This window comes from Kyrpidia spormannii (assembly GCF_002804065.1).
GTDB classification, from domain to species: Bacteria; Bacillota; Bacilli; order Kyrpidiales; family Kyrpidiaceae; genus Kyrpidia; species Kyrpidia spormannii.
Genome location: NZ_CP024955.1, coordinates 2,341,702 through 2,355,421 on the forward strand (window position 1 = coordinate 2,341,702; position 13,720 = coordinate 2,355,421).

Here is a 13,720-nt window from a genome sequence, read left to right on the forward strand (position 1 = left end):
ACAGATCCTTGCAAGGGGTTTTGAACGGAAACGGGCGGTGCGATTCGACCGCCCGGAACTTTCCTTCGTCGCTTCCCAATTGACGCCCGCCGACCACCAGGTGACCTCGTCCAGTCGGCCCGCCTCACCCAGGTCAAAACGCCAAAAACCCTCAGCTTTCAACCCACCGCTTCTACGCGTTGTTCCGCCACGCGCACCGGTCCCAAGCCGCGTGGTACCTCCAGCGACTCCCGCGTTTCGGCGCCTAGCGCCCGCGTGATGTAGTCGCAGGCCACGTTGGGGTCAATGCGATTCCCGCACGTATATACATCGATACTCGCATACCCGTGTTCGGGGAAACTGTGAATCGTCAGGTGCGATTCGGAGATAATCACCACGCCGCTGACGCCCTGCGGCGCAAACTTGTGAAAAGCCACTTCTCGAATCTCTGCCCCGGCCTCTAGAGCCGCCCTTACCATGATCCGTTCAATTCCCATCAGGTCGTTCAACTTCTCCCGATCGCAGCCCCACAGCTCAGCAATCACATGACGACCCATCGTGTCCATGTTGAATCCCCCTTTAAAGCTGATCTCATGCCCTCTCAGGCATGCGGGACCTACGCCATCCACCACGGGGGAAAGTTAGTCCATCACGCAGACACGCGCGAACCGGGCGAATCCAACACGAAAACTCGCCCCGGCATGAGGTCCTAACCCTTTAAGTGGATGCTGGTTCCTATGAATTCCTCACCTCTTCGGCAAGTATACGCAAGATAGTATAAGGCTTTCCTCCCGGCTTTGCAACTTGAAATTCTGTCCTATTCCTCATTTTTTGCCCCGTTTCGACAAAAATGGGCGCATCGCCTCTAAATGCGCCTCTCGACCCCACAGCGATGAACACGTTTTCGATTCGAAGTCCATCGCTTGTGCAAGACTCCCCGAGGACCGCACGATGGAAAGGATGCCCGCCACAGCTTCGGCATCCCACCGAGCCCACCGCTCAATCTGGCGCACCGCCCTTCCCAGCAGTTCATCCCCGGGCACAAGCTCATCCAGCAGTCCGCGCTCCACGGCCTCCTCTCCGTTGTAGACTTCCCCGTCCAACAACACCGGCAACGCCCGGGCTTCCCCCAGTCGCCGCACCAAAATCGAGCCTCCCCCCCACCCCGGCACAATCCCTAGAGTCACCTGAACAAAGCCCACGGACACGTCCGGTGTCCCAAGCCGCCAGTGGCAGGCTGCAAGCACCTCGGCGCCGCCGCCCCGTACCGCCCCCCGGGCCGCCGCCACCACCGGTTTCGGGCAAAAATAGATCTGCTCCAACACGTAGCGCATTCTGGACATGACGGCGTAGATCGCCGCCCGTCCCCCACCCTTCCCCAAATACTGCTTGACGTCCCCACCCGAAATAAACGCCCGATCCCCCGCACCGGTAATGACGATTCCCCGCACCGCCGGATCCTGCCGGCACTCCCTGATCGCCTCGGCCAACGCTTCTGCCGTCGACTCATCAATGGCATTGCGCACCTCGGGCCGATCCACAGTAATGATCGCCGCTGGCCCCCTGCGTTCTAATCGAATCCCTTCCATCCACCTCATCCTTTCAATCTCTGCCCGCTCATCGCCCGACCCCGGGTCCCGCCTCTACCCCACTCCGGCGACGGGCACCCCCGATCAACGCCGGGTGACGATCCCGCAATTCTCGATCGATCATCTCGAAAGCTTGCCGAATGTCCCATTGCGCCTCCGGGGAGGTACGCAAGTTAATCAAATGGTACAGTTCCCACAAATTAACGGTCATGACCACTTCCCGCCGATGGGCATTTGTGACGCAGTAAGGAACGGCTTCGGGACAGAGGCCCCGGATCTTCTCCCGCACCTCGTCACTATAGGTCAGAAAATCGGTCAACAATCCCGCCAAACCCGCTTCTTCCACCCGAGGAGGGATAACCCACCCGCCCGCACCTCCCGGAACCCCGTAGGTAAAATCCGCCCCGCGATTGTGTCGAAGCAGTTGGTGCCAATTCGCTTCGGAAACCCGGAGAAGAATCCGGTACACCACTGTTTTAAACGCCCCGTGAGGATGGTCATGAACCGTTAACTTTTCCCATGACAACCGAATCATGTCCTCCAAATCTTCCGAGTCCATCCCTTCGGCCCGGCGGCGAGCTTCTTCAAAATCGTATCCCCCATGCGCCAGCCACAACCCCGTAACGAGGGCCACCAGCGATTCCCGATAGTCCGGCAGCGATAACCACTCGACTTCGGGGCCACTTCTCGCGCCACCGCTGTCCTGCCCATGCGTCCCGACTGCCCACGTCCGCGCCAAACCGCGAAGGTAGTCACTGGGTGAAATGTGCCGCAACAGCGTCGGTAATCGACCCGCCACCTCCTGAGCGAGTTCCACCGCCAAATCCCGGCATTCCGCGTAGGGACCGGACAAAAGATGAACAATGGCATCCCGAAGTGCCCGCCCGTTCCCAGTGAGACCCAAATTCGTCAAAGTGGCCAGGGTGAGCGCGTACCTGGCGTCCTCAAAAGCGGCCTTCTCAACTCGAATCCGATGGGACCGTTCCGACTCACCGTCCCGGCGGGGAACCCGTCGGGCAAACTCCCCCACCAAGCCTTTGTACAACGCTTCGTAAACGTCAAAGGCTCGGTCCTGCAGGCCTTTGTACAGGTTCAGGGCCTCGGGATCGCGCTGTAATTCGGGAGGGAAGTAGACCGCCCCCCGGCGAGGGCGCTGATACCGCTGGCTATACTCGGTAAAGCTATTAAATCGCGACCCCAACTCCAATTCCGCCGAGGCCAACCGACTGATCCCCTCAATACCAACATGGACGACAGCATGTTCGGCTACACTGGAATGCCCATACCCGATGACCCAGCGCTCGTGAAAATCTCCAGCAATTTTCTGCGCTCGTTCCGCCCCGGCATCCCCGGAGACAGCCCGCACCCCCTGTAACTGCCCTTCCTCCAGGAGCTTGGCCAAATTCTCCCGAAACCCCTTCGGACTGCGGCTGACATAAGCAAAAACGACCGCGATGACTTCCTCCGGCAAATTGTCAATGGTGAATACCCGGCGATCCAGATTCGATACATATGTAAGGAGGGAATTCATTCAGGTTCGACCCTCTCTCGTGATATTCGCCCACACCGGCGCGACTTTATTCTAACAGAAATGCGGGGGCCAGTCCCCCTTTCGCTTGGGACCCCCGGGGCGAAACGGTCTGCGTTACGTTTGACTGTACGGTTATCTTTTCGTACAATAAGATTGGAAGGTCGCTTATCAAAAATCAACCTTCGAAAGGAGGGACTCGATGCAATCGGACGGCCTCTATCGCATTGGAGAGTTGGCGAAAGCAGCGAGGGTCAGCCGGCGGACGGTAGATTTTTATACCCGCATGGGGTTAGTGACTCCCGAGGAGCGAACCGAGGGCAATTACCGGCTATACGGGGAAGACGCGCTCAAGCGCCTCCTATACATCCAGGAGTTGAAAAAGCGGAAGTATACCCTGGAGGAGATTCGCGACCGGCTCGATGCCATGGACCGTCAAACCCCTCCCTCCGACACGGTACACCGAATGGAAAAGTTGCAGGAGTTGATGAAACAGCTCGAAACCGAACTGTCCGATCTCCGTCCCGAACTTCGCCAATGCGCCACTCGATTGTCCGATTCGTTTCAGCGAACGACAGTTCAACGCGCATTGGCACAAGGGCTGTCCCTGGCTCAGGCGCTTTTGCTGTTTATCTACGATTCTCAATGGCTAAACCTGTGAGGTGCCGCGGATGAATTCGCTGAAAACATGGTTTTTGATGGGTGTATTGACGGTCCTGCTGGTCCTGTTGGGTCGATGGGTGGGGGGACCGTCCGGGGCGCTGATGTTCTTGATCCTGGCCGTGGCCATGAATTTTGTGGGCTACTTCTTCAGTGATTCCATCGCCCTGCACATGTCCGGGGCGCGAGAGCTACCCGAATCGGAAGCCCCCCAGCTCCACGCCATGATTCGACGGCTGGCGGATCGGGCCGGGTTGCCGATGCCTCGGGTGTACATCACCCCGTCGCCCCAGCCCAACGCCTTTGCCACCGGCCGCAACCCGCAACACGCCGCTGTGGCTGTCACCGAAGGGATCCTGAGACTCCTGACACCCCACGAACTGGAGGGCGTCCTGGCTCACGAACTGGCCCATGTGCGCAACCGCGACATTCTCATCAGCAGTATGGCGGCCATGTTGGCTGGTGCCATCACCTGGATCGCCAACGCCATTCAGTGGGGGGCGATGTTTGGCGGTTTTGGTCGGCAGGACGACGAGGAGGGACCAGGGCTCCTCGGCGGGCTGTTTATGGCGATCCTGGCTCCCATCGCGGCCACGTTGATTCAACTGGCGATCTCGAGGGCCCGGGAGTTCAAGGCAGATGCCACCGGGGCGAGGATCGCCGGAACACCTGACGGCTTGGCTTCGGCCCTTTTGAAATTGGAGGCCGCCGCTCAACAGATTCCGTCTTTCGTCAACCCATCCACCGCTCACATGTACATCGTCAACCCCTTGAAGGGCTCGACCATCGCCGGCCTGTTCAGCACCCATCCCCCCATCGAGGAGAGGGTGCGACGCCTGCGAGCGTTGCACATCTGAGGCGTTTCCTTTGAATACAAGACGCCCCCATCCGGTCAGCCGTCGGATTGGGGGCGTTTCTCTGTTTCGTTCAAAGGCTGGAGACTCGAAACCCGGACCTCCCAGATGGGCAGTCGGGGCGTTTTCCCCGATCGAGTGACGAGCCGCCGCCGGGCGATTCGGCCGGATACTTGATACCATCTGTCCCTTTGCACCGAATCGCCTTCAGCAAGGAGCAACAATACCTCCTCCACCCGGTGCCCCTCTAACAGGAAGGGCTCCACCGACAATCGGGCCACCGTCAGCTGTGCATCATTCTCGGCGTCGGTATACACGAAAGCATTCTCCTTGGCGCGCCCGACCACCGTGACGATCATGACCATCCCCTCTCCATTTCAATCCCGGTCTGGTCCACCGGTTCACGAACACCCGGCCCGACTAACGGGGAATGTAGATGAGCAATGCCAGGATTTGATACACCAATGCGGCCAGAAGGGCACTGACCGGCAAAGTGACCACCCAGGCGGACACGATCTTCCCGGCGACACCCCATTTCACCTTGGCAACCCCCTTGGCCGCTCCTACGCCCATCACGGCCGAAGCGATGACATGGGTGGTGCTGACCGGCTGTTTCGCAATCGTCGCCCACAACAAGACCAGAGATGAGGTTAAATCGGAGGCAAAGCCATTAATCGGCTGCATCTTCATAATACCACGCCCCACCGTCCGAATGATGCGCCACCCTCCTACCGACGTGCCCAGCGCCATCGATGTGGCTGCAACCAGCTTCACCCACAAGGGAATCTCCGCCGTTTGGAGGTGGCCGGCGGAGATTAAGGCAAAGGTGATGACACCCATGGTTTTTTGAGCATCGTTGGTCCCGTGCATGAACGCCTGAAACGCTGCGGCAAGGACCTGAACTCGACGGAAACCCCGGGTCACCCGGGACGGTGCCACGTTTCGCACCAACCACAAGAGACTGGTCATCCAGGCGAAACCGAAAACCAAGGCCAGGACGGGCGAGAGGATCAGCCATTGGATAATCCGCAGAAAACCGGACCAGTGTAGAGCATCCAGGCCGTGAGAAGAAAGCACCGCCCCTGCGACAGAACCGATGAGGGCGTGGGAAGAACTGCTGGGGAGGCCATAATACCACGTGGCGAGATTCCAGCCAATGCCGGCAATCATCGCAGAAGCGATGATCCAAAGGCCGTCTTTCAGAACAAAGGGATTGGCGATTTCTTTGCCGACGGTCTGAGCCACTCCCGTGAACATGAGCGCCCCTAGCAGGTTCATCAGCCCCGCCAGAACCACCGCGGTCCGGGGTCTTAGGGCCCGGGTCGAAATCGACGCCGCCACAGCGTTCGCCGTGTCGTGAAACCCATTGATGAAGTCGAAAATAAGAGCGAGGCTGACAACCACAGCGACCAGAGCGATGTCGGCACTAGGCATTCTTTAAAATGACTCCTTCGACCAAATTCGAGACATCTTCGCAAAAATCCATACCATCTTCAAGTTTCTCATAAATCTCTTTCCATTTAATTACATAGATTGGATCATATCCCGGTTCGTTTAACAGCTTGGCCACCGATCGCCGATACAGCTGGTCCGCGTCCATCTCCCAGCGTTTCACTTCCTCGCATAAAGAACGAACCGAATCAAAAGACAGCCTTCGCATCTCGTGTATCAGTTTGACCAGGGCCCCCGTCGCCCGCTCCATATCTTTGCACATCTCCACCACCTCAGGGGTCGGGTGGCCTACTTCATACAAAAGCATGCGGTCTCCCACCCCGGCAACCATGTCCAGAACGTCGTCAATGGTAAAAGCAAGGCCCGAAATGTCCTCTCGTTCGATGGGCGTGATGAAGGTCTTATTGAGTCGTTCGATGATCTCCCGGGTTATGTCATCTCCTCGATGTTCAATTTCTAGCAGGCGATCCACCTTTGTTTGGGGATCGGTGTAATCGTTCACTAAACTGAGTAACTGCCGCGCCCCTTCGTACAGATTCGCCACTTCTTTTTCGAGAAGGTCAAAAAAAACATCGTTCCGCGGCCCGAGATGTAACATGATCGCAGAGTCCCCCTGTCAACGTCCACCCTTCGCTAACCGAACGGTTGATCGATTCCTCTTTCATTGTACCGAGGACACCTTTTGCCAGGCAAGGGAAAGACAAAAGTTCCCTAACACATTCTTTACCGTTGTGAACCATACTACAAAAGACCAGCACTGCCCCGGGCAACCAAACCGGAGAGGAGGACGTTTTTCGTGCGAAAAAAACCGGTGCGCCGGCACTATCGGGGAGTGAAATATTTTTATTTTGATATCGCCGACCCCTCACATGCCCGCATTACGAAGTACCTTCACCGGGAGACGCCTGAACAGCTCATCGGGGAGTTGACGCGGAATGACGAGTACTGATGCGAAGGGCGGGATGTCCTGATGACCGGGCGCCGATTCCTCATGGTCTGCACCCTGCTGATGTCTCTATCGAGTGTTCGCCCTGCCGCTGGAGTCGCCACGGCTGAGGCGGAGGTGGGAGGTCCGGTGGCCACCCGACAAAGCCCGGCCTTCGTCCGGGAAGCGCCTGTCGAACAGTGGTCCAGGGCCTACCGGGTGCCGAAAGCCTGGGTGCAGGCGGTGTGGGCCTATGAAAGCCATATTCATATCGGTAAATTTACCCAACTCAACGGCCCGGATCGGCCGCTGTGGCTCGGTCTCGGTAACCCGGGTCTTGAGGACGCACCTTCCATTTTCGTGTTTGATGGCGTGGGACGAGATGGGGATGGGGACGGGCGATGCGATATCCGGAGTGCCCGCGACCGCACCTGCTCGGTGCTGGACTGGCTGTCCCGAAACGGAGGGACCGCCACCCCGGAAATTCGACGCAGCCTCTGGCAATGGTACGAGGACAGTGTCATCGTCGAACGGATCACGCTGTTTTCAACCTTATTCGCCACCCACACCCCTGCGGAAATGTCCCGGCACGCCTTTCCCCTCCCGTTGCGAAGCTCATATACTTATCGCAATACTTGGGGTCAGGCCCGGGGATGGGGAGGACGCCGGATCCACGTGGGGACCGACCTTTTTGCACCCTACGGCACCCCGGTCCGCAGCACCGTCTGGGGATATGTGGAAACAAAAGGATGGAATCCCTACGGGGGATGGAGAATCGGCATTAGGGATGTCGACAACACTTACCATTATTTCGCCCATCTCTCGGGATACGCAAAAGGCCTGTCCATCGGTCAAATCGTCAAACCCGGACAGGTCATCGGGTATGTGGGAAGCTCTGGATACGGTCGAAAAGGCACATCGGGAAAATTCCCTCCCCATCTTCATTACGGCATGTACATCGACGCAGGCAGCGAAGAATGGCCGGTTAATCCCTACCCCAACTTGGTTCAGTGGGAGCGGGAGGAACGGAAACAGACAAAAAGATAAGGGACCCTGGGCGAAAAAAAAAACGGGGGGATGACCCCCGTTTTGTGGTTTTTACTCGTTTCGGTGGGTGACGTCCCGGACTGGATGCATGAACAATTCCCCTCTCTGAAGCCTCCGCTCTATATCCTCCCGGGTCTCCTCGTTCTCTTCTCTTTGCGACCCAGGGTCTCGTGGATTGTCGACCCACTGCTGCCCCGACAAGGCTGCGGGGTCGACGTAGATACTCCAGTAATCCAAGGGAGTCTCCCGCCACCTGGCATCCTGTTCGGCCTTTTGCCCGGCGGGTACGCGTTCATTCATTTTGACGCCACCTCCCGGTATTACTGTGCCCGATTTCTCGGCTCCTTAACGCTGAACCCCCCGCGGTCCCACCGTACGGAGCAGCCGCGCCACCGCAGGCCCGACCCGGGGCAGGGACTCGACTTCCTTTGGCGCCACCGCCCCGAGAAGAACAGCCAACACCGCAAACACCCCGACGCCGATCATCACTGCGCTGCCCAGTTCCAAAGCCAACACCCATCGAGAGTGATGATCCCCCATCCATCCCCCGAAAACCCACTGCCACAATTGGACGGCAGCCACCATGCCTACCGTTGCCAACATTGGCTTTCCCCAGAGGGCAATGGGAGATAGGCGCAGGGAAGTCAACCGTTTCATCTGGTAAAGATTCAATTCGGCAGCGACCCAATACGAGACCACCGACGCCGCCGCGGCACCTCCGATGCCCCACAAAGGGACCCACCACAGGTTTAGTACCACTTTAAGAATCAAGCCGATAAAGAGATTCACCACCGGGCGGACGGTCATCCCCATCCCTTGTAAGACGCTTGAGGAAACCGATTCGAGAGTGCTGAAAACGGTGGAAAGCGCCAGGATGGCAATGGCGGCAGTGCCGGCATCGTTCCCAAACAACAAGATGTTGGTCGGACCCGCTAAAAGGGCAAGTCCCACCCCGGCGGGCAAAGCGATGAGAATAGAGGCGCGCAAAGATAAAGCGGCGAACCTCTGAACCCCCGCATAATTTCTTATTGCATACGCCTCGGATACAAGCGGGATGATCGTCAGCGCCACCGTCGTGGCAAACGTGGCGGGAATGGCGATGATTTTCTGCGCCCGCCCGCTCAAAATGCCGAATTGGGCCATCGCCTCATCTTGAGAAAGGCCCACTTGGTGAACCAGAGACATCGTGACGGTGGAGACATCCGCTTGATTAAACAGCGGAACCACCAGCGCTCCCAAGCTGATCGGTATGGCGTAAACCACCACCCGGGCGAGAAGCCGTCCAATGGGCACGGCGGTGGACACCATGCTTTTCCGGAGCAATGCCCGCACGCCGGGCCGATGCTTACGAGAGGTCCCCACCAACCACCACAAGGCCGCCAACCCGCCGGTGAAAGCCCCCAGGGTGCTGATGGCGGCAATCTGTTCCACCGGGGCCCCCCACTTGCTCATCGCATAAGCGATGCCAAGAACCGTCACCACCCGCACGACCTGCTCCACCACCTGGGAGTAGCCAGTTGGTTCTACCATTTGCCATCCTTGAAAATATCCCCTCATAATGGCGATTACCGGGAATACGAGCAGAGCCGGGGCCATGGCCTGAACGGCTGGGATCACGTCTTTGTTGTCCCCGGCAAAATATCGTACATAGGCCGGGGCACCAAAATATTGGATCGCGGCAAACAGCAGGCCGCTGAACCACATCATGACCAACAGTGCCCGGTATAGGCGCTCGCTCGTGCGGTAATCGCCTTTCGCATTGTACTCGGAAACGAATTTCGAAATGGCCAAGGGCAAACCGGCGGTGGAGATCTGAAGAAAAATATTATAAATCGGGTAAGCGGCGTTATGGATCCCGACACCCCGATCGGCAATCAGATGCTGCAAGGGTACGATATAAATGAGCCCGAGCAATTTACAAAAGAATACGGCCGCACTCAGGAACAAGGTGCCGTGGACAAAATGCTGAGCCGCCGTGCGTTTTTCCTTCAAACCCTCCATCGCCCTTTCCCTCGAGCTTCACCCGCATCACGTCGCTGCCCCTACTCTAACCTGTTTTGTCGATCCAGACAAGGAGGAGACCCTATGGGCGACCCGCCAGCTCTGCTCCCCGGTCCCGCGTCTAGTCTCGCGTTCGTCCGTATAGAAATAGGACGACAGCCGATCGAAAGGAGGGGCGGCGATTGCCAGGTCCGGTTTTCGGCGGGAGACTGCTCGCCTGGTTGTGCTTTGGCGCAGGCCTCTGCCTGCGGAACGTCCCCCTGATCGTCATGGGTATCGGGGGAATGGTCGCCTGTCGTTTCGGGGATGCCGCAGCGGTATGGTACGTATTGATCATGAGCATTTTCTTCCTGGTGCATCCGGTGATCGCCCTTTGGTGGCCCGGAACCGCCACATGGTTCGACCCTGCGGGCCGCACCCTTCCCTGGGAGGCAGCCACCGCCCTCGCGGGCTTAGCGGCATGTAATTTTGCCGGGTGGGGAGGACATATTAAAAGCGGGAGGGGATGAATCCATGAAGCTAAAAGACCTGATGACCACCCAAGTGTCCTACGTATCCCCGGCTTCCACCTGTAAGGACGCCGCCCGGGTGATGAACGATATCAACGTAGGGTCGGTGCCAGTAGTGGACAAAGATAAACTGGTGGGTATCTGCACAGACCGGGACATCGTCTTAAAATGTATCGCCGCGGGGAAAGATCCCGCCACCACGGCGGTTAAAGACTGCATGACCACCAACCCCATCACCGGAACCCCGGATATGGATGTGCATCAAGCCTCCGACCTGATGTCTCAGCATCAAATCCGCCGGCTGCCCGTGGTGGACCAGGGCAAACTGGTGGGCATGGTGGCCATCGGGGACTTGGCGGTCACGGCGATTCACCAGGACGAGGCCGGCGAAGCGCTGAGCGGCATTTCCCAGGGCGTCCATTAACACGTTCATGGCCCAACCCCGAGGACAGGGACTCACGCGAGCCCCTGTCCTCCTTTGTTGACAGAGTTTCTTAGCTTGAGTCCGGGCGGTCCGGCCTGTCCACCGGGGGGATCATAAGCAATGGCCCACCCCGGTACGGGATTCACCGACCCGCCGTTTCCCGGAGGGGTCGGGGAGCCATTCCCGCTTCCTCCCGGCAAGTCCCCCGCCGGTACCGTCTCGGGACGCTGTTGTTTCAGGGTCCCGGGCCCGTGATTGCGGCGGTCCTGAAGCCAGGCTTGTTCCACGGCAGCCCGCATTTCCTCGGGCGTAACCGTCACCCCGTGCTGGCGCAGACGCTGGCTGAGATATCCCATAGCTTGTTCCAGTTTAGCCGGACCATCGGAGTCCCTATACACGGTTTCAGCAAAGGAAAAGGCCTCGGCGGCCAGACAAGCCAGCAAATCCCTCTGTGCCTTCGTCGCGTGCATCCGAAGATAATCGGCCACCTTCCGCCCGGCCAGGTGAAGCAAGGCCAAACCCAGGGCCGCCAAAAACTGCAACACGAACAACACCAGCTGATTGGCGAGAGGTACCCACCAGGGGTCCATCGGCGGTCCCTCCTTCCTGTTCCTTTTTCCCACCCTATGCGATAACACCTCCCCGGGGTGCGATGGTGAGAAGAGATCTCCACTTTTGATGTGCATCTTGCACGCCGTGACGCAAACAACTTTTGTAGAAGAGGAAGAAAGTGTTAGGCTAGGCCCGTAGACCCCGGGAACAATAAGATCACACCACCAAAGGAGGTGAACGAGATGGCTCAAGGACAGAAACGAAATGCCCTGGTCGTGCAGGCGGCGACCCGAGCCCTGGACCAGCTGAAGTATGAAGTGGCTTCCGAGTTGGGGATCGCAACCCCCCAAGACGGGTATTGGGGAACGATGACGACCCGGGATACCGGTGCCATCGGAGGAAACATCACGCGAAAACTCGTTGCCTTGGCTGAACAGCAACTTGCTGGCCGGCAATAACGAACGGTATTCTATCGGTCACAAAAACCCCCCACTTGGCGCTGTGGGGGGTTTTCATCTGGGGCTCCAGGTGCATCGAGATAGCCTTGAGTTTTAACGCTGATCCAAGGGCACGTAAGTCAGGTCCTGAGGCCCGACATATTCCGCCCGGGGACGAATGAGCCGGTTGTGTTCGTACTGCTCCAGCACGTGGGCCGTCCACCCGGCAATTCGGCTCACTGCAAAGATCGGCGTGAATAAATCCACGGGGATCCCCATGGAATAATACGTAGAAGCAGAGTAAAAATCGACATTTGGGTACAAACCCTTCTCTTCCCGCACCACCCGTTCCACCGCTTGAGAAATCTCGTACCATTTTAGATCCCCGGCCTCTTTCCCCATCTGCTCGGACATTTTGCGCAAATGGGTCGCCCGGGGATCCTCCGTTCGGTAGACGCGGTGACCGAAACCCATGATCTTTTTTTTCTCAGCCAGAGCCTGTTTCACCCAAGATTCCGCCCGGTCGACCTCCCCGATGTCCAGAAGCATCTTCATCACCTGTTCATTGGCCCCTCCATGAAGGGGGCCCTTAAGCGTGCCGATGGCCGAGGTGATGGCCGAATACAGGTCGGAGAGGGTTGCGGCGGTCACCCGGGCAGAGAAGGTGGAGGCATTCAGTTCGTGGTCTGCGTGAAGGATCAGGGCCGTATCAAACACCCGCTGATGGGCGGGGCTCGGTTCTTCACCAAACAGCATATACAAAAAATTCCCCGCGATCGATAGGTCATCCCGGGGAGCGATGGGATCCCGGCCATGACGGAGCTGCTCCCAGGCCGCGACAATGGTCGGCAACTGTGCCACCAGCCGGGCCGCTTTTCGCAGATTCGCGTCCCTGGAAGTTTCTCCCGCCTCGGCGTCATACGTCGATAACAAGGAGACGGTGGTCCGCAACACCTCCATAGGGGACGCCGATTGCGGAAAGCTGCTCATGGCCTTAGCCACTGGCTCAGGCAATGATTGATGTCGGTGCAACTGGGCCTTGAGATCATCCAGCTCACTCTTTTTCGGCAATCGACCATGCCACAACAGAAACACGACTTCCTCAAAGGTGGAATGAGTCGCCAAATCGTGAATATCGTATCCGCGATAGATCAACCGACCTTTTTTCCCATCAATAAAGCAGATCTGCGATTCGGCCACAACCACGTCTTCGAGACCTTCGCGAAACGTTTGTTCTCCCATGCCGTCTTCCTCCAGCGAATGAAATTTCCCGTGTTAGGATGCCCCAACCCCGGGTGGGGATTCCCCGTATCACCTCGGTCCGGATTGGTGCCCGATCCAGGCCGTACCATCCTCCCAATGTTCTTTTTTCCATATCGGCACAACCTGTTTAATGCGCTCGATGCCGTATCGGCTGGCCTCAAAAGCGTCCTCCCGGTGCGGGGACGCCACCGCCACCACCACGGCGATATCCCCGACCTCTAGACGGCCGATCCGATGAACAATGGCCGCCCTCGCTCCGGGCCAACGGCTTTCGATCTCGTCACCGATCTGAAAAAGCGTCCGCCTGGCCATCCCCACATAGGCGTCGTATTCCAAATACAAAGTCCGTTTCCCCTCCGTCCATTCCCGAACCGTCCCGAGAAACGGAACGATTGCCCCCATGTCCGGGCCGGTCACCCAGGAGATGACCTCAGAAACGTCGATGGGTTCCGTCACGACCCGAAACCGTTCCTCCCGCAGCATCCTTTCCGACATCAACC

At 58.2% G+C, this 13,720-nt stretch carries 18 protein-coding genes; 7 read left to right on the forward strand and 11 right to left on the reverse strand.

From position 1 onward, the window contains the following. Positions 1–158: 158 nt before the first annotated feature. From speD to CVV65_RS11760, 3 genes are all read right to left on the reverse strand, one after another. Positions 159–545, reverse strand: a complete 387-nt coding sequence (gene speD / locus CVV65_RS11750; protein ID WP_100668284.1) for an adenosylmethionine decarboxylase — start codon at positions 543–545, stop codon at positions 159–161. A gap of 258 nt (positions 546–803) precedes the next feature. Beyond that, positions 804–1,568, reverse strand: a complete 765-nt coding sequence (locus CVV65_RS11755; RefSeq protein ID WP_157935501.1) for an enoyl-CoA hydratase/isomerase family protein — start codon at positions 1,566–1,568, stop codon at positions 804–806. 28 nt (positions 1,569–1,596) lie between these two features. Continuing rightward, on the reverse strand, positions 1,597–3,099 hold the full coding sequence (locus tag CVV65_RS11760; RefSeq protein WP_100668286.1) for an FAD-dependent thymidylate synthase: 1,503 nt from the start codon (positions 3,097–3,099) through the stop codon (positions 1,597–1,599). A 199-nt stretch (positions 3,100–3,298) separates the two neighbouring features. On the opposite strand from CVV65_RS11760, the gene CVV65_RS11765 reads away from it, so the two are divergent. Both CVV65_RS11765 and CVV65_RS11770 read left to right on the forward strand, forming a co-directional pair. Next, complete coding sequence (locus CVV65_RS11765; RefSeq protein WP_100668287.1) at positions 3,299–3,757, forward strand: MerR family transcriptional regulator; 459 nt, start codon at positions 3,299–3,301, stop codon at positions 3,755–3,757. 10 nt (positions 3,758–3,767) lie between these two features. Beyond that, entirely contained in the window at positions 3,768–4,613 is an 846-nt protein-coding gene (locus CVV65_RS11770) for a zinc metalloprotease HtpX (RefSeq protein ID WP_100668288.1), read from the forward strand. A gap of 35 nt (positions 4,614–4,648) precedes the next feature. On the opposite strand, the gene CVV65_RS11775 is transcribed toward CVV65_RS11770, so the two are convergent. The 3 genes from CVV65_RS11775 to CVV65_RS11785 form a co-directional block, all read right to left on the reverse strand. After that, positions 4,649–4,969, reverse strand: a complete 321-nt coding sequence (locus CVV65_RS11775; RefSeq protein ID WP_133121295.1) for a hypothetical protein — start codon at positions 4,967–4,969, stop codon at positions 4,649–4,651. Between the two features lie 61 nt (positions 4,970–5,030). Then, positions 5,031–6,044, reverse strand: a complete 1,014-nt coding sequence (locus CVV65_RS11780) for an inorganic phosphate transporter (RefSeq protein ID WP_100668290.1) — start codon at positions 6,042–6,044, stop codon at positions 5,031–5,033. Further along, positions 6,037–6,660, reverse strand: a complete 624-nt coding sequence (locus CVV65_RS11785) for a DUF47 domain-containing protein (protein ID WP_100668291.1) — start codon at positions 6,658–6,660, stop codon at positions 6,037–6,039. Before CVV65_RS11785 ends, CVV65_RS11780 begins: the two co-directional genes overlap by 8 nt. A 198-nt stretch (positions 6,661–6,858) precedes the next feature. Here CVV65_RS11785 and CVV65_RS16795 point away from each other — a divergent pair, with 198 nt between their 5' ends. Together CVV65_RS16795 and CVV65_RS11790 are read left to right on the forward strand one after the other, a co-directional pair. Beyond that, positions 6,859–7,011 carry a hypothetical protein gene (locus tag CVV65_RS16795; protein ID WP_157935502.1) on the forward strand — a complete coding sequence of 51 codons (153 nt, stop codon included), beginning with the start codon at positions 6,859–6,861 and terminating at the stop codon, positions 7,009–7,011. A 21-nt stretch (positions 7,012–7,032) separates the two neighbouring features. Beyond that, complete coding sequence (locus tag CVV65_RS11790) at positions 7,033–8,034, forward strand: M23 family metallopeptidase (protein ID WP_100668292.1); 1,002 nt, start codon at positions 7,033–7,035, stop codon at positions 8,032–8,034. 51 nt (positions 8,035–8,085) lie between these two features. Here the strand turns inward: CVV65_RS11790 and CVV65_RS11795 are convergent, their stop codons facing one another. Together CVV65_RS11795 and CVV65_RS11800 are read right to left on the reverse strand one after the other, a co-directional pair. Further along, the gene (locus CVV65_RS11795) at positions 8,086–8,334 is read right to left on the reverse strand and encodes a DUF3905 domain-containing protein (RefSeq protein WP_100668293.1); all 249 of its coding nucleotides are present in this window, start codon (positions 8,332–8,334) and stop codon (positions 8,086–8,088) included. 45 nt (positions 8,335–8,379) lie between these two features. After that, positions 8,380–10,035 carry a putative polysaccharide biosynthesis protein gene (locus tag CVV65_RS11800; protein ID WP_100668294.1) on the reverse strand — a complete coding sequence of 552 codons (1,656 nt, stop codon included), beginning with the start codon at positions 10,033–10,035 and terminating at the stop codon, positions 8,380–8,382. Between the two features lie 182 nt (positions 10,036–10,217). Here CVV65_RS11800 and CVV65_RS11805 point away from each other — a divergent pair, with 182 nt between their 5' ends. Further along, positions 10,218–10,544 carry a hypothetical protein gene (locus tag CVV65_RS11805; protein ID WP_100668295.1) on the forward strand — a complete coding sequence of 109 codons (327 nt, stop codon included), beginning with the start codon at positions 10,218–10,220 and terminating at the stop codon, positions 10,542–10,544. Positions 10,545–10,548: 4 nt separating this feature from the next. Further along, complete coding sequence (locus CVV65_RS11810; protein WP_100668296.1) at positions 10,549–10,968, forward strand: CBS domain-containing protein; 420 nt, start codon at positions 10,549–10,551, stop codon at positions 10,966–10,968. A gap of 32 nt (positions 10,969–11,000) precedes the next feature. Here the strand turns inward: CVV65_RS11810 and CVV65_RS11815 are convergent, their stop codons facing one another. Beyond that, on the reverse strand, positions 11,001–11,558 hold the full coding sequence (locus CVV65_RS11815; protein WP_157935503.1) for a phage holin, LLH family: 558 nt from the start codon (positions 11,556–11,558) through the stop codon (positions 11,001–11,003). A gap of 204 nt (positions 11,559–11,762) precedes the next feature. Here CVV65_RS11815 and CVV65_RS11820 point away from each other — a divergent pair, with 204 nt between their 5' ends. Continuing rightward, positions 11,763–11,978 (forward strand): alpha/beta-type small acid-soluble spore protein, encoded by a 216-nt coding sequence (locus tag CVV65_RS11820; protein WP_100668298.1) that lies wholly within the window; start codon positions 11,763–11,765, stop codon positions 11,976–11,978. Positions 11,979–12,071: 93 nt separating this feature from the next. Here CVV65_RS11820 and CVV65_RS11825 read toward each other — a convergent pair whose 3' ends face one another. Together CVV65_RS11825 and CVV65_RS11830 are read right to left on the reverse strand one after the other, a co-directional pair. Then, on the reverse strand, positions 12,072–13,199 hold the full coding sequence (locus CVV65_RS11825; RefSeq protein WP_100668299.1) for a citrate synthase: 1,128 nt from the start codon (positions 13,197–13,199) through the stop codon (positions 12,072–12,074). A gap of 69 nt (positions 13,200–13,268) precedes the next feature. Beyond that, a complete protein-coding gene (locus CVV65_RS11830) occupies positions 13,269–13,700 on the reverse strand; it encodes a molybdenum cofactor biosynthesis protein MoaE (RefSeq protein ID WP_407928406.1) in 432 nt (143 codons plus the stop codon). Positions 13,701–13,720: the final 20 nt, after the last annotated feature.